The organism is Caballeronia sp. ATUFL_F1_KS4A, assembly GCF_023630905.1.
GTDB lineage: Bacteria > Pseudomonadota > Gammaproteobacteria > Burkholderiales > Burkholderiaceae > Caballeronia > Caballeronia zhejiangensis.
Genome location: NZ_JALQEB010000002.1, coordinates 92659 through 113346, shown reverse-complemented (window position 1 = coordinate 113346; position 20688 = coordinate 92659). Strand labels below are relative to the sequence as shown.

Below are 20688 nucleotides of genomic sequence, written 5' to 3'. Positions count from 1 at the left end.
GCCGATTCAATGTCCTTCATCGTTCTCACGCATCAGAACGCGATGCCGAGCGTCAGATACGGTTTGATGCTCTTGTTCTTCAGCCCATACGCCAGGTCGACGTTGACCGGGCCGACGGGACTGCGCCAGCGCGCGCCGACGCCCACGCCCGGATCGAACACGCGCTCGCTCCAGTTGTCGGTCGCGGTGCCGATGTCGAAGAACACCGCGCCGCCCCAGTCGTGCGTGAACCAGTGCTGATATTCGCTGCTGGCCGTCACCATGTATTTGGTCGGCAGGATCGAGCCGGCCACATTGTTGCCGATGCTGAGATAGCTATAGCCGCGCACCGAATTCGCGCCGCCCGCGCGGAACAGCAGCGAAGCCGGCACGCCGCTCGACGGCCCGCTCGTGAACACGCCGCCGAACTCCGCGCGAAACACGAGCAGATCGTTCTTGCCGAGCGGCACGTATTGCAGCGCGTTGGTGTACAGGCGCGCGAAAGTCTGATCGGCCATCACGCCCTTGACGGCGAAACCCGCCTCCGCGCGGATGATGTTGCCGCGGCGCGGAAACAGCGGATCGTCGACGTCGCGGCGCACCCAGCTCCACGCGGGCACGAGCGCACGCGCCGTCGACGGATTCGGCTCGTTCTGCGTCAGGCGGTCGTCGTAGAAGGTCAGCGAATACGTCGTGTCGATGTTCTGACGCGAGCGCGAACGCTGCACGCCGACGCGCCCGCTATAGATCTTCGTGCTCGAGACGTCGGTGATCGTGTACGAGCCGAACACGGCGTTGACCCAGCCGGACGAATCGGGCGGCATCGCGAGTTGCACGCGGCCGTATTGCTGCGTCTGGTCGAGCCGCCCGGAAATCGTGAACGGGTACGCCGCGCCAAACGTATTGAGATAGCTGTAGGCGCCCTGAATGTGGAAACCCGTGTCCGTCGCGTAACCCACGCCGTAGCGGATGCTGTTGTACGGATACTCGCTCACCTTCACATGCAGCGGTGTGTCGACCGGCTTGTTCACGTCGCTGTCCGCATCGATCGCGACGCTCGCGTAATACGGCGTGTTCTGGATCTGGCGCTGCAACTCGTTCAGGCGAGCGATGTCGTAGACCTCGCCTTCGCGGATCGGATTCACATGGTCGATGATCCACGCGGGATAGCGCTTCGGGCCGCTCACCTCGAGCTTGCCGAGCGTGAAGGTCGGGCCGCTGTCGAACGTCACGGAGAGATCGGCCAGATGCGCGCGCGGATTGATGCGCGCCTGCGAACGCACGATCTTCGCGCCGAGATAGCGTTTCGATTGCAGGGCCCGCAGTGCGGCGTTTTTCGCGTCGTCCCAGCCGCTTTGCGTGAAAGGATCGCCTTCGCTGACCGAAAAAGCGAAACGCGCCGCGTTCTCCTGCGCGCGATCTTCGGTCGTCACCGCGCCGGTGAAATTCAGTTGCACCGAGGCGACCATCGTGCGCGGGCCGGGATCGACGCTCACCTTGACGTTGCGCTTGTCGTCGACGGTCGTGACGTCCGTACGCACGATGGGCGTGAAATAGCCTTCCGTCGCGACGAGATCGCGCACGTCCTTCGGCGTCGCGGTGACGAGGAACTGGAACTGGTCGTCGCTGACGTCGTCGCGCTTGGCGAAACGGGAGAGATCGAGGTTCTCCTTCAGCAGCTTCTTGATGCTGCGCGGCGCGTCGATGTCGACGTCGTACTTGGCGCAAGCGGGCGCAGCGAAGCCGAACGCGACGAGCGCCACAATCAGGGCCGGCCAGCGGCTCATGCCGCGCGGCCTTACGCGCCACGCGCGCAGCGGATCAAACGAACGCCCCGCCAAACGTGACCTCCGGCATCGGGAAAAAGTGGGATTCGAGGTAAAACTTGCAGCCGACGCAATCGGACGCAGGCGCTATTTCACCACATCGGCATGGACGCACGCCGCAAAAGCGGCCATCTCGCGCCGGACGTGCGCCGTTGGACGGCTGCGCGCCGCGTGGGTTCCGCGAAAGCTGCACGCGCGTGCGCCTTCCGGGCGACGAAACTGCCGCGCGCTTGCGGTAAAATTGCGCGCACAGGCAAAATCACAGGCTCACGCCTCGACCTCAACGGAAGCCGGATCATGTATCAGTCGGATATCACCCAGTTCATCAATCAGTTGAAAGAGCAGAAGCCCTCGCTGGAAGAAGAACAGCGCCGCGGCCGCGCGCTACTGTGGGACAAGCAGCCGATCGACCTCGACGAGCGCACCACGCAGCAGCAATCGCGCGTGAACCAGACGCCCTACGTCTATTACCAGAACTTCTGAACGTGAGCGCAGCAGGCCGCGAGCCGCAATCGTCCGCGCATTCGCCGTCTGAGGCAAAGCGCGACGAAGCCCGGGAAGACCGTGCCGTGGCGCTCGCCACGCCCGCAACCGATTCGACGCCCGACACCATCGACGGCGTCGCGATCGCGCACCTGTACGGCGAGCCGCTCTGGAAGCTGCCGACCGACCTGTACATCCCGCCCGACGCGCTCGAGATCTTTCTCGAAGCCTTCGAAGGCCCGCTCGACCTGCTGCTCTATCTCATCCGCAAGCAGAACTTCAACGTGCTCGACATCCCGATGGCGGATGTCACCGCGCAATATCTCGGCTACGTCGATCAGATTCGCGAATCGAATCTCGAGCTGGCGTCGGAATATCTGCTGATGGCCGCGATGCTGATCGAGATCAAGTCGCGCATGCTGCTGCCGGTCAAGAAGGCCGACACCGGCGAAGAAGCCGAAGATCCGCGCGCCGAACTCGTGCGGCGTCTGCTCGAATACGAGCAGATGAAACTCGCCGCGCAGAAGCTCGACCAGTTGCCGCAACTCGGCCGCGACTTCCTGCGCGCGGACATTTACATCGAGCAGTCCGCCGAGCAGCGCTTCCCCGACGTCGACATGAACGACCTGCGCGCCGCGTGGGCCGACGTCATCAAGCGCGCGAAGCTCGTGCAGCATCACAAGATCACGCGCGAAGAGCTTTCGGTGCGCGAGCACATGAGCGTGATCCTGCGGCGTCTGCAGAACGCGCGCTTCATGGAGTTCACGGAACTCTTCGACACCACGCGCGGCGTGCCGGTAGTCGTCGTGAACTTCATCGCGATGCTGGAGCTGTCGCGCGAATCGCTGATCGAAATCACGCAGGCCGAACCCTACGCGCCGATCTACGTGCGGCTCGCGTATTCTCCTGCCTAGTCTTTCTTATCTTTTTCCGCGTGGCGGCGCACCGGCCGCTCGACAGGAGACACCCGCTCGATGAAAGTCATCAGCTCCATCCACGAACTGCGCGACCAGTTGCGCGGCCAGAACCGAACCGCCTTTGTCCCGACGATGGGCAACCTCCACGAAGGCCATCTCTCCCTGATGCGTCTCGCGCGCCAGCACGGCGATCCCGTGGTCGCGAGCATTTTCGTGAATCGTCTGCAGTTCGGCCCGAACGAAGATTTCGACAAATATCCGCGCACGCTGCAGGACGACATCGAAAAGCTGCAGAAGGAGAACGTCTACGTGCTGTTCGCGCCGACCGAGACGGACATGTATCCGGAGCCGCAGGAGTATCGCGTGCATCCGCCGCACAATCTCGGCGACATTCTCGAAGGCGAATTCCGCCCCGGCTTTTTCACGGGCGTGTGCACCGTCGTCATGAAACTGATGTCGTGCGTGCAGCCGCGCGTCGCGGTGTTCGGCAAGAAGGATTATCAACAGTTGATGATCGTGCGCGCCATGTGCCATCAGTTCGCGCTGCCGACGGAAATCGTCGCGGCGGAAACCGTGCGCGATGAAGACGGCCTCGCGCTGTCGTCGCGCAACCGCTTCCTGTCCGCCGACGAGCGCGCCGAAGCGCCGCAGCTCGCCGCCGCGTTGCAGCGCGTGCGCGAAGCCGTGCTGTCGGGCAATCGCGATATCGCCGCACTCGAACGCGACGCGATGAACGCGCTCGCCGACCGCGGCTGGAAGCCGGACTACATCAGCGTGCGCAAACGCTCGAACCTGATCGCGCCGGGCGCCGACGAAACCGACGCGCCGCTCGTCGTGGTCGCGGCGGCCAAGCTCGGCGCGACGCGTCTCATCGACAATCTGGAAATCTGAAGGAAGGAAGCACCATGCAGCGCACCTTGTTGAAATCGAAGATTCACCGCGCGACGGTCACGCATTGCGAATTGCATTACGAAGGCTCGTGCGCGATCGACGAAGACCTGCTCGACGCCGCGAACCTGATGGAAAACGAGCAGATCGACATCTGGAACGTGAACAACGGCGAGCGCCTGACCACGTACGCGATCAAGGGCGAGCGCGGCAGCGGCATGATTTCGCTGAACGGCTCGGCGGCGCGCCGCGCGCAACTCGGCGATCTCGTCATCATCGCGGCGTTCGCGCAAGTCGACGAGGAAGAGATCAAGGCGGGCTGGAAGCCGAACCTCGTGTTCGTCGACGAGGACAATCGCATCAAGGGCAGCCGCGATCACGTCCCGACGCAGAACTGGACCTGATTTCCGGGCGGTTTTCGTCCGACGAAGCCGGCGTTCCTCAACGGACGCCGGCTTTTTTCATTTCTTCGACACCCAGTCGATGATCGGCTCCCACTGCTCCAGATCCTTTTCGACGCGGCTTTTGGCCACGTCCCAGATCGTGAGGCCGTGCGCGGCGAGCTGCACGTAGTTCTGCGTATCGCGCAAGAAGCCGAGCACCGGCAAATCGAGTCCTTCGACGAAACGATGCAACTGTTCGGCCGAGCGCGTGCGTGCATCGACGCGCATGCCGACCACGCCGACCTGAATCGCGCCCTTCCTCACCGCCTTCTCCTTCGATAGCCGCGTGAGAAAGTCCTGCGTCGCGAGGATGTCGAACATCGACGGCTGGAGCGGCACGATCACTTTATCGGCGAGATCCAGCGCGAGCGACAGGCGGTTGCCGTGCACGCCGGCGGGCGTATCGACGACGGCTTTCTCCAGACCTTTGGGCGGCTTCGCGGGAGAATCGACGTCGACGGCCCATTCCTCGATCTTCGGCAGCATATCGACGCGCAGCGAAAGCCACGCGTGCGACGAGCGCTGCTTGTCGAGATCCGCGAGCGCGACCCATTCGCCTTGCGCCGCGAAATAGCCGGCCAGATTGGTTGCGAGCGTGCTTTTGCCGACGCCGCCTTTAGGATTTGCCACCACGATCACGGTCATGAAGTGTCCTGGATTTTGTTGGGCGCGCTCGCGCAGTGTTTCCGCGCCGCGCACGATTTCGTCTTGACTAGAACAGGTGCATGATTTCGAGCGTTGATATTATCGGCAAAACTCGCGCGGCCGGCATCTCTCCCGAACGGCCGTACGCCTTCCTCCATTTCAACCGACCGAACGCTCATGACGCCCCTTCGCCCCGATGTCACGCTCGATTTTCTTCGCAATCGCCAGAAAGGCCGCCTGCCCGAGCTGCTCGGCGTGCAACTGATCTCGCTCGATCAGGGCCAGTTGAGCGGCGAACTCACGATCCGCCCGGAATTGCTCGCGCCGAATGGCTTTCTGCATGCGGCGACGGTCGTCGGCCTCGCGGATACGTGTTGCGGCTACGCGTGCATCGCGCATTTGCCGGAGAAGGCGCAGAACTTCACGACGCTCGAACTGAAGAGCAACCACGTCTCGACGGCGCGCGAAGGCAGGATCGTCGCGAAGGCGACGGCCGTGCACCTCGGGCGCAGCACGCAGGTGTGGGACGCGACGGTCACGAACGGCGACGGCAAGCTGATCGCCATGTTCCGCTGCACGCAGATGGTTCTTTATTGACCGAAGGCAGCTTGTAGCGCGTCCAGATCGAGCGACTGCGCGAACGAATCGGCGAGGCGATCCAGCGACGCCTCGCGCAGCGCCGGATAATCGAGCGGCTCGGCGTCTTTTACGCCCGCCCATGCGAGCAGCGCGGCGCAGGCTTCGGGCGTGTCGAAAACGCCGTGCAGATACGTCGCGGCGATCTGGCCGTCATCCGATACCGCGCCGTCGACACGCCCGCCGTCCAGCGCGACCAGCGGCCGCGCGAGCGCCGGTCCGCGCGTGCGGCCCATGTGGATTTCATAGCCGCGCACGGGCGCTTTGGCATCGCCGATGGTCAACCGTCCGGTGACATTCTCCAGTTGCTTCTGCGGCGTTAGCACGGTCGAGAGATCGAGCAGCCCGAGCCCGCCCACGCACCCCGCCGCGCCTTCGACGCCATCGGGATCGTCGATCTCGCGTCCGAGCATCTGCATGCCGCCGCATATGCCGAGCACCTTGCCGCCGTATCGCAGATGCCGTTCGATCGCGCGATCCCAGCCGTTTTCGCGCAGCCATGCGAGATCGCGCTGCACGCTCTTCGAACCGGGCAGCACGATCAGATCGGCGGGCGGCGGCGCAACGCCCGCGCGCACATAGCTGAAGTCGATCTGTCGATGCGCCCGCAGCGCATCGAAATCCGTGTGATTGCTGATGCGCGGCAGCGCCGGCACGATCACCTTCAGCGCGGGTGCATCGCCCCGCGTGTGCGGCTGGCTCGGCAGCATGTCCTCGGCGTCGAGCGTCAGGCCGTGCAGATACGGCAGCACGCCGAACACCGGCTTGCCCGTCTGCGCTTCCAGCCAGTCGAGCCCCGGCTTCAACAAGCCGATATCCCCGCGAAACCGGTTGATGACGAAGCCGCGAACGCGCGCCCTTTCGCTCTCCGACAAACACGCGAGCGTGCCGACGAGATGCGCGAACACGCCGCCGCGATCGATATCGGCGACGAGCACGACCGGGCAATCGACGCGCTCCGCGAAGCCCATGTTGGCGATATCGCCGTCGCGCAGATTGATTTCGGCGGGACTGCCCGCGCCTTCGACGATCACCGCGTCGAAGTCCTTCTGCAAGCGGTCGTACGACGCGAGCACGGCGTCGAACGCGATGCGCTTATACGCGTGATACGCGCGCGCGTCGAGGTTCGCGTGCGCGTGACCGTGGATGATGACCTGCGCGCCGCGATCGCTCGTCGGCTTGAGCAGGACCGGATTGAAGTCGATGCGCGCATCGACGCCCGCCGCGATCGCCTGAAGCGCCTGCGCGCGGCCGATCTCGCCGCCATCGACGGTCACTGCGCTATTGAGCGCCATGTTCTGCGGCTTGAACGGCGCGACGCGCACGCCGCCGCGCCGGGCGAGGCGGCACAATCCGGCGACGAGCGTGCTTTTGCCGGCATCGGACGTCGTGCCCTGGATCATCAGCGTGCCGCGTGGCGTGAATGGCATCGGAGGATTCCCATGAAGAGCGACGCGTTATCTTAGCCCGTCAGTACAATATCGCGATGACCCCCGACCTCACTTTCATCCTCGGCGGCGCACGCTCCGGCAAGAGCGCGCACGCCGAACGGCTCGCCGCCGAAAGCGGCCTGCCCGTGACGTATATCGCGACTGCGCGCGTCGGCGACGCGGAGTTCGCCGAACGCGTGAAGCTGCATCGCGGGCGCCGGCCCGCACACTGGACGCTCGTCGAAGCGCCGCTCGATCTCGCGGGCGCGTTGCGCGAAGCGGATCGCGCGGGACATTGCGTGCTGATCGACTGCCTGACGCTGTGGCTCGCGAATCTGCTTTTTTCGAAAGAAGCGATGAGCGACGAAATCGCCGTTCTGCCCGACAGCACCCGCGATGCCTTCGCGCAATTCGACGCGGCGCTCGGGCAGACGAAAGGCAAAGTGATCGTCGTGAGCAACGAAATCGGGCTGGGCGTCGTGCCGCTCGGCTCCGTCACGCGTCTTTATGTCGATGAACTCGGCCGGCTGAATCAGCGCGTCGCGGCCGCGAGCACACGCGCGACGCTGATGGTCGCGGGCCTTCCGCTCGCGCTCAAGGGTTAGCGCAATGCTCCTTCTCTCCGCCTACGCAATGGCGCTTCTCGCCGTGCTCGGCGTGATCGTCGATCGCATCTTCGGCGAGCCGCGCGCGCGGCATCCGCTCGTCGGCTTCGGCAATCTCGCGACGAAGCTCGAAGCGCGCGTGAACACCGGCTTTCGCGCGCGGCCGGCGGGCATTCTCGCGTGGTTCGCGCTGGTCGCGCCGCCGGTCGGCATCGCGTGGTTTCTGGTCGGCGCGCTGCCGTTCGCGTATGCGTGTCTCGTGCATGTTCTGCTGCTCTGGTTCGCGCTCGGCGCGAAAAGCCTGCGCCAGCACATCGCGCCGATCGCTCGCGCGTTGAGTTTCGGCGATATCGATCACGCGCGCGTGCTGACGTCGCGCATCGTGTCGCGCGATACATCCCAAGCCGATGAAAACGCGCTCTCGCGCGCGGCGGTCGAATCGGCGCTGGAAAACGGCAACGATGCGATCTTCGGCGCGCTCTTCTGGTTCGCGGTCGCGGGCGGCCCCGGCGCGCTGATGTTCCGCCTCGCCAACACGCTCGACGCGATGTGGGGTTATCGCACGCCGCGCTTTCTGCGTTTCGGCTGGGCGGCCGCGCGCTTCGACGATGTGCTCAACTTCATCCCCGCGCGCCTCACGGCCGCGACCTACGCGCTCGCCGGCGACACGCACATGGCGTGGCACTGCTGGCGCACGCAGGCGCGCTCGTGGGACAGCCCGAACGCGGGTCCGGTGATGGCCTCGGGGGCCGGCAGTCTCAACGTGCTGATCGGCGGCGCGGCGGTGTATCACGGCGTGCTCGAAACGCGTCCAACGCTCGGCGCGGGCCATCCGGCGACGGCGAAGCATGTCGTCGCGGCGTTGCGGCTCGTCGAGCGCGCGACATTGATGTGGCTCGCGGTGCTATTGATGATCGCGGTTCTGAGCGTAACGACGAGTGGCTGACTGACATGACGCAATCCATCCGGCACGGCGGCAATCTGCGCGAGGCCGCGCGCCGCTACGCGATATCTCTCGATGACTGGCTCGATCTGTCGACCGGCATCAATCCGCACGGCTATCCGGTGCCGCCCGTCGCGCCCGATGCGTGGCGGCGCCTGCCCGAAGACGACGACGGCCTCGCCGAAGACGCCGCGCGCTACTACGGCGCGCCGCTCGCGTTGCCGGTGGCGGGATCGCAGGCGGCGATACGCGCGTTGCCCGCGCTTTTGCGTCGCGGCACGGCGGCCGTCGCGCCGCTCACGTACGGCGAATACGCGCCCGCGTTCGCACGCGCGGGCCACGCGATCGCCACGCTCGACATCACGAAGCACAATTTGCCCGCTACGTTCGATCACGTCATCGTCGCCAATCCGAACAATCCGACGGCCGAGCGCGTCGCGCCCGACACGCTGCTTTCCTGGCACGAACAGCTCGCCTCGCGCGGCGGCACGCTGATCGTCGATGAAGCGTTCGCCGATACCGATCCCGCATCGTCGCTGGCGAGCGAGACGGCGCACGACGGGCTCGTCGTGCTGCGCTCGGTCGGCAAGTTTTTCGGGCTCGCGGGCATTCGCGCGGGTTTCGTGCTGGCCGCGCCCGCGCTCGCCGACGCGTTGCGCGACGCGCTCGGCGCATGGACCGTGAGCGGCCCGGCGCGACATGCGGTCGTCGCCGCTTTCGCCGATATCGCGTGGCAGCGCGAAATGCGCGAGCGTCTGCATCGCGATGGCGCGCGCCTTGCCGCATCGATCGCGATCTACGGTTTCGACGTGCGCGCGACGCCGCTTTTCGCGTGGACAGCGACGCCGAAAGCGCCCGAACTGCAACACGCGCTCGCGTTGCGCGGCATCTGGACGCGTCTTTTCGATCTGCCCGGCATGACGCCGAGCCTGCGCATCGGATTGCCAGGCGCGGAAGGCGACTGGGCGCGCCTGTCGCTCGCGCTGCGGGAGATTTGCGCGTGAGGTTGCGCCGTGCGATTGCCCTGCTGATCGGCTTCGCGGTGACGCAAGCGCATGCGATCACCGTCGTCGATGACAGCGGCGCGTCCGTCACGCTCGCGAAGCCCGCCGAACGTGTCGTCAGTCTCGCGCCGCATGTCACCGAGTTGCTGTTCGCGGCGGGCGGCGGCGCGCGCGTCGTCGGCGCGGTGACGTATAGCGATTATCCGAAAGAGGCGCAGGCGATTGCCCGCGTCGGCGACAACAAGGCGCTCGATCTCGAACGCATCGTCGCGTTGCATCCGGATCTGATCGTCGTGTGGCGGCATGGAAATGCGGCGCGTCAGCTGGATCGACTGCAGGCGCTCGGCGTGCCGATCTATTTCAGCGAGCCGAAGCATCTCGACGATATCGCGGCGAGCATCGGCAAGCTGGGCGCGCTGCTCGGCACGCAGAATGAGGCACGCGCCGCGTCCGATGCCTTCATGCGCGAGATTGCGCGATTGCGTGCGCGTTACGCGGAACGGCCGCGCGTGAGCGTGTTCTATCAGGTGTGGGACGATCCGTTGATGACGCTCAATCGCGACAACGTTTTCGACGAAGTGATCGGCTTGTGCGGCGGCGCGAACGTGTTCGCAGCCGAGAAACCGCGCGTGCCGACGATATCGACCGAAGCCGTGCTCGCGGCGAATCCGGAAGCGATCGTCACGGCGACACCCGGCGCGACGAAGCCCGATCGCCCGTTGCCCGCGCTCGAAAGATGGCGGCGCTGGACATCGATGACGGCGGTGGCGCGCGGCAATCTCTTCGGCATCGACGGCGATCTGATCAATCGGCCGACGCCGCGGCTTGCGCTGGGCGCGGATGAGCTGTGCCGCGATTTGGAAATCGCGCGCGAGCGGAGGACGAAGTAGTCAGGCGTTCCACCGCACAAGCAGCCACTGCCCGCGCACGCGCCTGAACCACGCGATCCCGCCGAAATCGAGCGGCCATTGCAACGCCGATTCACGCGCGACGCCGAGCAGATGCGCAGCAAGCACGCGCACGACGCCCGCATGCGCGACGACATGCACGGCCCGTTCATCGACACACGTCGCATCGAACCACGCGATCACGCGATGCGCGAACTGCGCGAGACTCTCGCCGCCGTGCGGACGCGCATGGGCGATATCGTCGGCCCATGCATCGATCAGCGCGCGATCGATCGCGTCCCACGCGCGCCCTTCCCACGCGCCGAAGTGCATTTCGGCCAGACGTGCGTCGGGATGAACGTCGCCGCCCAGCGCACGCGCGATCGAAGCGCAACGCACGAGCGGACTCGCGTGCCATCCATCGACGCATGGGGGCACGTTCAGCGCCTTCATGCGCGCCGTCAACGCGCTCGCCGATTCGCGCGCATCGCGCTGCAAAGGCACATCGGTTTGCCCGTAGCAAACGCCCGCATCGACGGCGACTTCCGGATGCCGGATCAGGACGAGATCCATGCGAGCCCTATGAGATAGATCGCGATCTCGAACGCTTGCTGCGCGAAACCGAGGCAATCGCCCGTGTAACCGCCAATGCGCCGCACGAAGTACCGTCCGATGAACAAGCGCAGAACCATCAGCGCGACGATCGTCACGCACGCGAGCTTCCAGTCGGTCACGAAGAGCCACGGCAGGCCGAACGCGAGCGCCAGCGCGAACGACGACACGCTCATGCGCTGCGCGACCGGCTTCGCCTTGCCTTCGGCGCGCACGTAATCGAGCGTGACGAGATAGCTGATTGCGAACGCGCGGCTCGCGGCGTGCGCGGCGATCATCGTCCACGCGACGCGTTGCGGCGGCAATGCGGCGAGCGTCTGCCATTTCAGCGCGAGCGCGATCATCAACGCAATCGCGCCGAACGCGCCGATGCGCGAGTCGTGCATGATGCGTAACGCGTCCTCGCGCGTGTATGCGCCGCCGAAGGCATCGACGCAATCGGCGAGTCCGTCTTCGTGAAACGCGCCGGTCAAGACGAGCGTCGCGGCCATCGAAAGCAGCACCGCGATGCCCGCCGGAAACACGCGCAACGCCGCGAGATACACCAGCGCCGCGACGCCGCCGACCATCGCGCCGACGAGCGGAAAATAGCGCGCCGCCGCGTTCAGATAGTCGCGCTCGAAGCCGACCCAGCGCGGCACCGGCACGCGCGTGAAATAGCCGAGCGCGGTGAAGAAATAGCGCAGTTCGTCAAGTGGGCGCATCTCAGTCGGCTTTATTCGAGACGCCCGCCGACTCGAAGCTCGCCATTTCGTCGACGAACGCGACGGCCGCGCGCAGGATCGGCAACGCGAGCGCCGCGCCCGTGCCTTCGCCCAGACGCAACTCGAGTTGCAGCAGCGGCGCGGCACCGAAATGCGCGAGCATCCGGCGATGCCCCGTCTCGTTCGATGCATGCGCGAACACGCAATAGTCGAGCACGTCAGGCGCGATCTTCGATGCAACCAGCAACGCGGAAGTCGCGATGAAACCATCGACGAGTATCGTCATGCCCGCGCACGCGGCGGCGAGATACGCGCCCGTCATCATCGCGATTTCGAAGCCGCCGAAGGTCGCGAGCGTGTCGATCGCATCGCCTTCATCGCGATGCAGCGCGAGCGCTTTAGACAGCACCTCGCGCTTGTGCGCGAGTCCTCGCTCGTCGAGACCGGTGCCGCGCCCGACGCATTCGTCGATCATCAGATCGCACAGACGGCTCATCAGACATGCCGCCGCCGACGTATTCGCGATGCCCATTTCGCCGAAGCCGATCACGTTCGTGCCGAGCGACGCGTGATGCCGCACGCGCGCCGCGCCCCGCGCGATGCCTTCGAGCGCGGTCTCGCGCGACATCGCGCGTTCGTGCGCGAAGTTGCGCGTGCCGAGCCCGAGCGACAGACGCTCGTATCCATGATCGATGGGAATCGGCGTCGCGACGCCCGCATCGACGACTTCGAGCGTCAGGCCGACCGAGCGCGACAGCGCGTTGATCGCAGCGCCGCCCGCCAGAAAATTCGCGACCATCTGCGCGGTCACTTCCTGCGGATACGAGCTCACGCCCTCTTTCGCGATGCCGTGATCGCCCGCGAAGACGATCATCGCGGGACGCTCGATGCGCGGCTTCGCCGTGCGTTGAATCAGGCCCATTTGCAGCGCAATGTCTTCGAGCCGCCCGAGACTGCCGGGCGGCTTCGTCTTCGTGTCGATGATGCGGCGCAGTTCGCCTTCGATGGCGCGGTCGAGCGCGCGGGGCATCGGGATGCCGTTATTCGTGGACATCGGAATTCCTTTCATGAGCGAGGGATGGAAGGCACGAGCGCTTCGTGCTCGCCATCGCGAATCAACGCGAGCGGATAGCCGAATGCGGCGCTCGCGCGTTCGGCCGTGAGCACGTCGGCGACGAGTCCCGCATGAGCGCCGCCGTTGCCGTCGAGCAGAAGCGCGTGCGTCGCGAAACGGCGCGCGAGATTCAGATCGTGGCACGAGAAGATTACGGTGCGCTTGTGCGCGCGCGCCGCGTCGCGCAACGCGTGCAGGCAATCGATCTGATGATGCAGGTCGAGATGCGAAAGCGGTTCGTCGAGCAACAGCAGCGACGCGTTCTGGCACAGCACGGCGGCGAGCGCGACACGCTGGCGTTCGCCGCCGGAAAGCGTCAGCACGTCGCGCGACGCGAACGATGCGAGACCCAACGTTTCGAGCGCGGCGTGCGCGGCGGCGCGATCCTCGTCGCTCTCCCAGCCCCAGCCGGTGAGATGCGGAAAGCGGTTGAGCAGCACGGTATCGAGCACGCTCGCGCTGAAGGCGTCGTGCGCGGCTTGCGGCATCAAAGCGCGTGCGCGCGCGAGTTCCGTCGCGCGCCATGACGCGAGCGCGCGGCCGTCGAGCGACACGCTGCCCGATGCGGCTTTCGCAATCCCGGCGAGCACGTTGATGAGCGTCGTCTTGCCCGCGCCGTTCGGCCCGGCGATGCACCACATTTCGCCCGCTTCGATCGACTGCGTGAGCCCGTCGATGAGCGTGCGCTTACCCGCGCGAAGCACGATGGCGTCGAGCCGCAAAATCATCGCGGCCTCCGCAGCAGCATCCACAGGAACATCGGGACGCCGATCAATGCCGTGACGACGCCGACCGGCAATTGCGCGGGCGCGATCACCGTGCGCGCGACGAGATCGGCGGCCATCACCGCGAGTCCGCCCGCGAGCGCGGCGGCGGGCACGAGCATGCGCTGATCGTTGCCGAACGCGAGGCGCAACAGATGCGGCACGACGAGCCCGACGAAGCCGATGGTGCCCGCCGTCGTCACGGCGGCCGCCGCCGCGATCGATGCGACGAGATACACGCGCAGACGCAAGCGCTCGACCGGCACGCCGAGCGCGCGCGCGGTCGTATCGCCGCGCAAGAGCACGTTCAGTTGCGGTGCGACGGGAACGATGACCGCGAGCACGACGGCGAGCGCGATCAGCGCGGGCCATGGCGCCGCCGCGCCGTTGAGATCGCCCGTCAGCCAGAAGATCATGCCGCGCAAACGGTTCTCGGGCGCGACGCTCAGGATCAGCGTGATGAGCGCGCCCCATCCCGATGCGATCACGACACCCGTCAGCAAGAGCCTCGGCGATGCGTCCTGTCCGCTTTGCCACAAGTCCTTGCGCGCGAGTCCGAGGACCAGAACGATCGATGCGAACGCGCCCGCGCAAGCCGCGATATCGACGCCCCACCACGGCAGCGACCCGAGCATCGCGGCAAGCGCGAAGGTTGCCGCGCCGCCGGATACGCCGAGCACGTACGGTTCCGCCAGCGGATTGCGCAACAGCACTTGCAGCAGCGCGCCGGCGAACGCGAGCAATGCGCCCGACGCGAAGCCCGCGAGCGCGCGCGGCAGACGCAAGGTCAGCACGATGTCATCGGCGATATCGGGCGTCGCCGAGTGCGCGTGAAAGAGCGCGCCGATCGCGCGCGATACGGGCAACGCGACGCTGCCCATCGTGAGCGACGCGACCAGCACGACGAGCGTCGCTGCGCCGAGCGCGATCCAGATCGCGGTGGCGCGGCTCGCGTCCATCGCGCGCGGACGTTCAGCCACGCGGCTCACGACGGATGCCAGCCCAACGTGATGTACGCGCCGCGTCGTGGCGTGTTGTACGAGTAGGCAAGTTCATAGTCCTTGTCGAACAGGTTGTCGATGCGCGCCGTGACGTACCACGACTTCGAGATGTCGTAGCGCGCCGACAGATTCACGATGCCGTAGCCCGCGAGCGTCGAATCGTAATCGCTGCGTTGACCGCTCACGATCCATTCGCCACCGACGCGCCACGGCCCGATCGTGCGATGCGCCGTCAGCGTCGCGAAATGCCGCGCGCGCCGCGTCAAATCCTCGTGATTCGTTTCGTCGACGGGATTCTGGAACGTGACGCCCGCGCGCACATCCGTTGCGCCGACGTGCCCCGCCCACGATCCCTCGATGCCCTGCACCTTCGCGCGCCCGACGTTCTGCGCGACATAGTAGAAGCCGCCGTCGGACACGTAATCGATCAAATTCGAATAGCGCGTCTGAAAAAGCGTCACGCGCACCACGCCGAGCGCATTCGATGCGTACTGCAACGCCGCCTCGACCGAATGACTGCGCTCCGGCTGAATCGACGGATTGCCGCTCAGCGGATAGTAGAGATCGTCGAAGCTCGGCGCGCGAAACGAGGCCGAATAGCTCGCGCTCGCCTTCCAGTGCGCGTCGAAGTTATACGCGTAGCCCAGATAGTAGCTGTTCGCGCCGCCGAAATCGGAATACTGATCGCGGCGCAGATTCGCCTGCAACTCGTTCGCGCCGATGTGCCCCACGTAACCCGCGAACATCGAATTCACATGACGGTCGGGCGCGCTGAACTGATCGGAATCGAGCGTCTGATCGAGATGCTCGTAGCCGAAGAGCAGCTTGTGCGCGTCGCTGATCCGCACGTCGTTCTGCCACGTATATTGCCGGTTCTCCGAATCGAAACGGCTCGTATAGACGCCGTTCTGCTCGATGTTCGCGCGGTCCTGTCCCTGCGCGATCGTGAAGTGCGCCGTCCAGGTATCCGTGACGCGGCCGTTCGCGAACACCGACGCCGAGCGCACGCGATCGTGCGTTTCGTTGATATCGGTCGGCTGGCCATAGGCATCGTCGAAACTGTTGATGCCGTTCGATTGCAGGAAGCGCACGCCCGCGTCCCACTTGTCGCTGAACTCGTGACGCAGCGTCGCCGCGACGCTCTCGTTCAGATAGCCGTTCGCGTTCGGATTGGCGCCGGGCGCGATTCCCGGATCGATCGACGAGAAGCCGTCGGTTTTCTCGCGCGAGACGTTCACGCTGAAGGTCGTGCGGCCGTCCTTGTCGAGCGCGCCGCTCACGCCCGCCGATTGCCGCTGCGTGTGATAGCTGCCGTACTCGGCCTCGAAGTTGAAGCGCGGCGGATGCGCCTCGCCTTCCTTCGTGAAGATCTGCACGACGCCGCCAATCGCATTCGATCCATAGAGCGCCGACACGTTGCCGTTCACGACCTCGACGCGCCCGATCTGGTCGAGCATCAATTGCGATAGCTGTGCCGCGCCGAGCGACGCCGATTCGACGCGCACGCCGTCGATCAGCACGAGCGATTGCGACGACGCCGCACCGCGTATGAAAAGCCCCGAGTTCGAGCCCGGTCCGCCGTTGCGCGTGATCTGCACGCCGGGCGCGAGCGCGACGAGTCCGAGCGCGTCGCTTGCGTTTGCATCGGCGATGTCCTGCTCGTCAAAAAGCGATGTCTGCGGAATCGATTCGGCAAGCGGCTGCGGCGCGCGCGTCGATGTGACGACGACGGGCGCAAGCGTTTGCGTGCTGTCTTCCGTCTGGGCCGCCTGTGCAGCGCCGGCGAACGGCAAGGCGCCGATGGCCGCAACGAGCGCGCCATGACGGGAGAGACCGCTTCTGAGCGCGGCCAGTGGCAATACCATGTGTGAAGTGTTCCGTTTCGCGTGAGCGCGACCCCGCTCCCCGCGAGGACGATGCGCGACGAACGCACCGCGCCATGCGCGCCGATGCGTCGGACTCCGGCCGGTATCCGGGCTGGCGATCAATCGTCTCGCCTTCCCGCGCATGGCGCGCAGTGGCATCGACACGTTTCTTGCAGTCGCGCGCGTGCGACGAATTTCGACACGCTCGCGCGGCAAAATCGCGCATGAGACGACTTGCAACTTGCGTTGCGGTCGCTTACCGTTGCGGGGGCAGCACAGGTTGGCTCGTCGTCGATTGCGGCGACTTCGCTCCCTGTTTCCCGTTTGACTGCATCCACGAGATCCGCGGATGCGAGCACCAAAAGTGCGGCAAGTGTAGGAGCGCGGTTCGGGGCCGTCAAGAAAACCGCGCGGGCAGACTGGCGCGGCGCATGACGAATCGAACGAGAAGCGAAAGAGAAGCGGCCGGCCTGTCATCACGAGCGTTGCGGGGCGCTCGCGTTTTCTGCACACGAATGCATCGCGACATGCGCTTGATTCGAAGGATTAAGCGCTAGATCGCGTGTTGTTACGTCTCGAAACGAGACATTTATCGGAAGCTCCGTTGAACCGCGCTAAAATGCGAGGTCTTTAGAGGACGCAGCACATGCTCAACGAACTCGAATCACTGTCAGGAAACATCGGCCGGCTGATCCAGATCAGCGAGCGCCACAAGCAGGCGCATCAAGCGCTGCAGGAACAACTCGAACAGCTGCGCGCCGACTATGCGAACGTGCAGGCCGAGCTCGCGCAAGTGCGCGAAGAGCGCGATACGCTGCAGTCCGAACGCGATTCGCTGTCCGCGAAAATCGACGACGCGCAAATCCGCCTGAACGCGATTCTCGAAAAGCTGCCGCGCGGCAAGTCCGCGCAACATGCCGAGTCCGACAATCAACTCGATCTCCTCGAAGCCGATTCCCGGGAAGCACATGAAACGGAATTGCACGGCGAGCATCATCAGGGAGAGAAGGCATGACGACCACGCAGATCGAAGTATCCATTCTCGGGCAGCCGTATCGTCTCGCGTGCTCGCCGGAAACCGAAGGCGCATTGCGTGAAGCCGTCGCGCGCGTCGACGCCGAAATGAACAAAGTGCGCAATGCAAGCAGCGTGCGCGGCACGGATCGCATCGCGGTGATGGCGGCGCTTTCGCTGGCGTCGGAATTGCTTAAGCTGCAGGACAGCGTGCGTCACGGCGAGGCCTTCCCCGCCGAAGAAATCCGCCGCACGATGCACTCGATGAACGAGCAATTGGGCGCGGTCATTGCGCAACACGAAGGGCAATAAGGCAGATGCGCGTCGAGTCAATCAGCGCGCAATGTCAATCGAAAAAAGAAACTGCCGAAGTAGCGTGAAGAGGCTGCAGAAGGCAAACGATTGGTGTAGAGTGACGTTTCCCTGCCTGGTACGCCAAGGTCATATATTCCTTGAACCAATGCTACATTGGCACGGTTGCGGAACCTTGCAGCACGGGCGCGCGCGTCGCTAGTCCGATGTACCCGAAGTGTTGCTTACCGCGACCAATCTTGAACCCAGGTTCAGGATGCCGGCCTAGCGGCTGTGGCGGGGACCTCATTCAAGAAACGGCATCGGTTTTTCCGATGCCGTTTTCGTTTGTCCCTGCCGTTCGCTCTTCGATTCATGCACACGACCATGCGCTACTGGCTGATGAAGTCCGAACCGGACGAAGCGAGCATCGATCATCTCGCGCACGCGCCGAAAAAAACCTTGCCGTGGACGGGCGTACGCAACTATCAGGCGCGCAACTTCATGCGCGATCAGATGCAGATCGGCGACGGCGTGCTCTTCTATCATTCGAGCTGCCCGGAGCCGGGCATCGCGGGCATCGCGAAAGTGTGCTCGACGGCATATCCGGATCCCACGCAATTCGATCCGAAGAGCGATTACTACGATCCGAAATCGACGCAGGAAACGCCGCGCTGGATGCTCGTCGACGTGAAGTTCGTGAAGAAGACGCCGCTCATATCGCTCGCCGCGTTGCGCGAACATCCAGAGCTTGCCGACATGCAAGTGCTCGCGCGCGGCAACCGGCTCTCGATCACGCCCGTGACCGAAGCGCAATGGCGATTTATTACCGAGCACCTCGTCTAACAAGGAACTTACGACTTCACGACTGCGACTAAATCCCGTCGCACGTACGCGATGTCACGGAGTCCTTCGATGCTCAATAAGAAAACCGCCGCCGCCTTCGCCCTGCTCGCGATGTCCGGTGCCGCGCTTACGTTGTCTCAAACCGCCGCTGCGCAGACGGTGATGACGCAGCCACAGCCCTCGGGCGTGCTCTCGCTCTCCGCACAAGCGAGCGCGCAAGTGCCGCAGGATGTCGTCAACATCACGCTCTTCTACGAACAGGAAGCGGCCGATCCGTCGTCGCTGACCAGCACGCTCAATCAGCGCGCCGAGGCCGCGTTACGCGAAGCCAAAGGTGTCGACGGCGTGACCGCGAAGAGCGGCTCGTTCACCGTCTATCCGTCGACGGATCGCGACGGCAAGATTTCCGCGTGGCGCGGGCGCACGGAAGTCGTGCTCGAATCGCATGACTTCGCGGCGGCATCGAAGCTCGCGGGCAAGATGAGTTCGTCGATGCAAGTGGGTAGCGTCGCGTTCTCGCTGTCGCCCGAAGCGCAGCGCGCGGCCGAGCAAAAGCTCGTCTCGCAAGCCATCGATTCGTTCCGCAAGCAGGCGCAAAGCGCCGCGCAAGGCTTCGGCTACAACAATTTCACGATTCGGGAAGTGAATGTCGGACGGAGCGGCGCGCAGCCGCGTCCCGTCATGATGATGCAATCGCGCGCGATGAGCGCCGATGCGAAGATGGCCCCGATCGCGATGGAAGCCGGCACGACCACGGTGACCGTCGACGTTTCCGGCTCCGTACAAATGGGACGCTAAACGCCGTTCACGGTGTTCACGCGGGGCGGCGTTCGACCGCCCCGCTCTTTCCTCAAGCCTTTGCGGATTCGGGCGGCAGGCGCAGATTGCGCTTGTAGGCCCACACCATCATTACCACGCCGGCGACGATCATCGGCAGCGAAAGCCATTGGCCCATCGAGAGATTGAGCGCGAGCAAGCCGAGATAATCGTCCGGCTCACGCGCGAATTCCACGGTGAAGCGCGCGAGTCCATAACCGATCAGGAACAGCGCCGAAATCGCGCCGACCGGACGCTGCTTGCGCGAGAACGTCCAGATCACGATAAACAACACGAGCCCTTCCAGCGCGATTTCGTACAACTGCGACGGATGACGCGGCAGCATGTGGTAACGCTGAAAAATTTCCGTGAGGTGATACTGCGCGTCGAGCTGCGGATTCTTCGAGAGCCACACGGCGTCGTCGTTCGTCGAGTTCTGGAAGAGCATCGCCCACGGCGCGTTCGGGTCCGTCACGCGGCCCCACAGCTCGCCGTTGATGAAATTGCCGAGTCGCCCCGCCGCGAGACCGAGCGGCACCATCGGCGCGACGAAATCCGTCACCTGCAGCCACGTGCGCTTGCGGTGATACGCGAACAGCACCATCGCGAGCGTCACGCCGAGAAAGCCGCCGTGAAACGACATCCCGCCTTCCCATACCTTGAAGATATCGAGCGGATGCGCGGCGTAATAGCTGGCCTTGTAAAACAGCACGTAGCCGATGCGCCCGCCCAGAATCGTGCCGAGCACGCCGTAGAACAGCATGTCGTCGATGTCCTTCACGGTCCAGCCTTGCGCGGCGACATAAGGCAGCCGCAGCCGCAACCGGCCGATGACGATGGCCGACACGAACGCCACCAGGTACATGAGGCCGTACCAGCGCACGGCGAGCGGTCCGAGATGAATCGCGATGGGATCGAAATTGGGATGTATGAGCATTCTGATGTGGGAATCTTTAAGCGGGCTACAGGGGCGAA

The 20688-nt window shown here is 64.8% G+C and carries 23 protein-coding genes, 1 other RNA gene and 1 riboswitch; of the genes, 14 read left to right on the top strand and 10 right to left on the bottom strand.

The features are described from left to right. Nucleotides 1-32 precede the first annotated feature (32 nt). Nucleotides 33-1766 (bottom strand): autotransporter assembly complex protein TamA, encoded by a 1734-nt coding sequence (locus NCS03_RS03605; protein WP_239295371.1) that lies wholly within the window; start codon nucleotides 1764-1766, stop codon nucleotides 33-35. A gap of 333 nt (nucleotides 1767-2099) precedes the next feature. On the opposite strand from NCS03_RS03605, the gene NCS03_RS03600 reads away from it, so the two are divergent. From NCS03_RS03600 to panD, 4 genes are all read left to right on the top strand, one after another. Then, nucleotides 2100-2288, top strand: a complete 189-nt coding sequence (locus NCS03_RS03600) for a DUF3460 family protein (RefSeq protein ID WP_174447747.1) — start codon at nucleotides 2100-2102, stop codon at nucleotides 2286-2288. A gap of 86 nt (nucleotides 2289-2374) precedes the next feature. Then, nucleotides 2375-3202, top strand: a complete 828-nt coding sequence (locus NCS03_RS03595; RefSeq protein ID WP_034472990.1) for a segregation and condensation protein A — start codon at nucleotides 2375-2377, stop codon at nucleotides 3200-3202. Nucleotides 3203-3262: 60 nt separating this feature from the next. Next, a complete protein-coding gene (panC, locus tag NCS03_RS03590; RefSeq protein WP_008351071.1) occupies nucleotides 3263-4096 on the top strand; it encodes a pantoate--beta-alanine ligase in 834 nt (277 codons plus the stop codon). Between the two features lie 14 nt (nucleotides 4097-4110). Next, nucleotides 4111-4497 carry an aspartate 1-decarboxylase gene (gene panD, locus NCS03_RS03585; protein WP_008351073.1) on the top strand — a complete coding sequence of 129 codons (387 nt, stop codon included), beginning with the start codon at nucleotides 4111-4113 and terminating at the stop codon, nucleotides 4495-4497. Between the two features lie 57 nt (nucleotides 4498-4554). Here panD and NCS03_RS03580 read toward each other — a convergent pair whose 3' ends face one another. Then, nucleotides 4555-5181, bottom strand: coding sequence for a ParA family protein (locus tag NCS03_RS03580; RefSeq protein WP_008351074.1), 627 nt, complete (start codon nucleotides 5179-5181; stop codon nucleotides 4555-4557). Nucleotides 5182-5358: 177 nt separating this feature from the next. Between NCS03_RS03580 and NCS03_RS03575 the strand changes: the two genes are divergently transcribed. Next, complete coding sequence (locus tag NCS03_RS03575) at nucleotides 5359-5778, top strand: PaaI family thioesterase (protein ID WP_250528770.1); 420 nt, start codon at nucleotides 5359-5361, stop codon at nucleotides 5776-5778. On the opposite strand, the gene NCS03_RS03570 is transcribed toward NCS03_RS03575, so the two are convergent. Beyond that, nucleotides 5772-7247 (bottom strand): cobyric acid synthase, encoded by a 1476-nt coding sequence (locus NCS03_RS03570; protein WP_250501800.1) that lies wholly within the window; start codon nucleotides 7245-7247, stop codon nucleotides 5772-5774. The two genes, NCS03_RS03575 and NCS03_RS03570, sit on opposite strands and share 7 nt — an antisense overlap. 56 nt (nucleotides 7248-7303) lie before the next feature. Between NCS03_RS03570 and cobU the strand changes: the two genes are divergently transcribed. From cobU to NCS03_RS03550, 4 genes are read left to right on the top strand one after another with little or no spacing between them, the layout of a single operon-like run. Continuing rightward, a complete protein-coding gene (gene cobU / locus NCS03_RS03565; protein ID WP_250528769.1) occupies nucleotides 7304-7852 on the top strand; it encodes a bifunctional adenosylcobinamide kinase/adenosylcobinamide-phosphate guanylyltransferase in 549 nt (182 codons plus the stop codon). Nucleotides 7853-7856: 4 nt separating this feature from the next. Then, nucleotides 7857-8798 carry an adenosylcobinamide-phosphate synthase CbiB gene (gene cbiB / locus NCS03_RS03560; RefSeq protein WP_250434049.1) on the top strand — a complete coding sequence of 314 codons (942 nt, stop codon included), beginning with the start codon at nucleotides 7857-7859 and terminating at the stop codon, nucleotides 8796-8798. Between the two features lie 5 nt (nucleotides 8799-8803). Further along, on the top strand, nucleotides 8804-9799 hold the full coding sequence (gene cobD, locus NCS03_RS03555; protein ID WP_250528768.1) for a threonine-phosphate decarboxylase CobD: 996 nt from the start codon (nucleotides 8804-8806) through the stop codon (nucleotides 9797-9799). After that, nucleotides 9796-10689 carry a cobalamin-binding protein gene (locus NCS03_RS03550; RefSeq protein WP_250528767.1) on the top strand — a complete coding sequence of 298 codons (894 nt, stop codon included), beginning with the start codon at nucleotides 9796-9798 and terminating at the stop codon, nucleotides 10687-10689. Before cobD ends, NCS03_RS03550 begins: the two co-directional genes overlap by 4 nt. On the opposite strand, the gene NCS03_RS03545 is transcribed toward NCS03_RS03550, so the two are convergent. Genes NCS03_RS03545 through NCS03_RS03520 form a run of 6 tightly spaced genes read right to left on the bottom strand, consistent with a single transcriptional unit; the run spans nucleotide 10690 to nucleotide 16746 of the window. Further along, nucleotides 10690-11259, bottom strand: a complete 570-nt coding sequence (locus NCS03_RS03545) for a histidine phosphatase family protein (RefSeq protein WP_008351088.1) — start codon at nucleotides 11257-11259, stop codon at nucleotides 10690-10692. Continuing rightward, the gene (locus NCS03_RS03540; RefSeq protein ID WP_250528766.1) at nucleotides 11244-12002 is read right to left on the bottom strand and encodes an adenosylcobinamide-GDP ribazoletransferase; all 759 of its coding nucleotides are present in this window, start codon (nucleotides 12000-12002) and stop codon (nucleotides 11244-11246) included. The genes NCS03_RS03545 and NCS03_RS03540 overlap by 16 nt, the downstream gene beginning before the upstream one ends. Before the next feature lies 1 nt (nucleotide 12003). Next, a complete protein-coding gene (gene cobT, locus NCS03_RS03535; RefSeq protein WP_250528765.1) occupies nucleotides 12004-13056 on the bottom strand; it encodes a nicotinate-nucleotide--dimethylbenzimidazole phosphoribosyltransferase in 1053 nt (350 codons plus the stop codon). 11 nt (nucleotides 13057-13067) lie between these two features. Further along, nucleotides 13068-13844, bottom strand: coding sequence for an ABC transporter ATP-binding protein (locus NCS03_RS03530; protein WP_175982795.1), 777 nt, complete (start codon nucleotides 13842-13844; stop codon nucleotides 13068-13070). Next, nucleotides 13841-14869 carry a FecCD family ABC transporter permease gene (locus NCS03_RS03525; protein ID WP_502801510.1) on the bottom strand — a complete coding sequence of 343 codons (1029 nt, stop codon included), beginning with the start codon at nucleotides 14867-14869 and terminating at the stop codon, nucleotides 13841-13843. Before NCS03_RS03525 ends, NCS03_RS03530 begins: the two co-directional genes overlap by 4 nt. Then, a complete protein-coding gene (locus NCS03_RS03520; RefSeq protein WP_250528764.1) occupies nucleotides 14866-16746 on the bottom strand; it encodes a TonB-dependent receptor domain-containing protein in 1881 nt (626 codons plus the stop codon). Before NCS03_RS03520 ends, NCS03_RS03525 begins: the two co-directional genes overlap by 4 nt. 81 nt (nucleotides 16747-16827) lie before the next feature. Continuing rightward, nucleotides 16828-17125: riboswitch (cobalamin riboswitch) on the bottom strand. A gap of 267 nt (nucleotides 17126-17392) precedes the next feature. On the opposite strand from NCS03_RS03520, the gene NCS03_RS03515 reads away from it, so the two are divergent. The 5 genes from NCS03_RS03515 (at nucleotide 17393) to NCS03_RS03495 (ending at nucleotide 19695) form a co-directional block, all read left to right on the top strand. Continuing rightward, nucleotides 17393-17761 carry an ATPase gene (locus tag NCS03_RS03515; protein ID WP_008351100.1) on the top strand — a complete coding sequence of 123 codons (369 nt, stop codon included), beginning with the start codon at nucleotides 17393-17395 and terminating at the stop codon, nucleotides 17759-17761. After that, nucleotides 17758-18072: a cell division protein ZapA gene (locus NCS03_RS03510; protein ID WP_250528763.1), complete on the top strand. Its 315-nt coding sequence runs from the start codon at nucleotides 17758-17760 to the stop codon at nucleotides 18070-18072. Before NCS03_RS03515 ends, NCS03_RS03510 begins: the two co-directional genes overlap by 4 nt. 105 nt (nucleotides 18073-18177) lie before the next feature. Next, nucleotides 18178-18359, top strand: a non-coding RNA gene (gene ssrS / locus NCS03_RS03505) — 6S RNA. A 79-nt stretch (nucleotides 18360-18438) separates the two neighbouring features. Beyond that, nucleotides 18439-18897 (top strand): EVE domain-containing protein, encoded by a 459-nt coding sequence (locus NCS03_RS03500; RefSeq protein WP_008351103.1) that lies wholly within the window; start codon nucleotides 18439-18441, stop codon nucleotides 18895-18897. A 69-nt stretch (nucleotides 18898-18966) separates the two neighbouring features. Continuing rightward, a complete protein-coding gene (locus NCS03_RS03495) occupies nucleotides 18967-19695 on the top strand; it encodes an SIMPL domain-containing protein (protein WP_250528762.1) in 729 nt (242 codons plus the stop codon). Between the two features lie 52 nt (nucleotides 19696-19747). Here the strand turns inward: NCS03_RS03495 and lgt are convergent, their stop codons facing one another. Then, complete coding sequence (lgt, locus tag NCS03_RS03490) at nucleotides 19748-20650, bottom strand: prolipoprotein diacylglyceryl transferase (protein WP_008351107.1); 903 nt, start codon at nucleotides 20648-20650, stop codon at nucleotides 19748-19750. Between the last annotated feature and the right edge of the window lie 38 nt (nucleotides 20651-20688).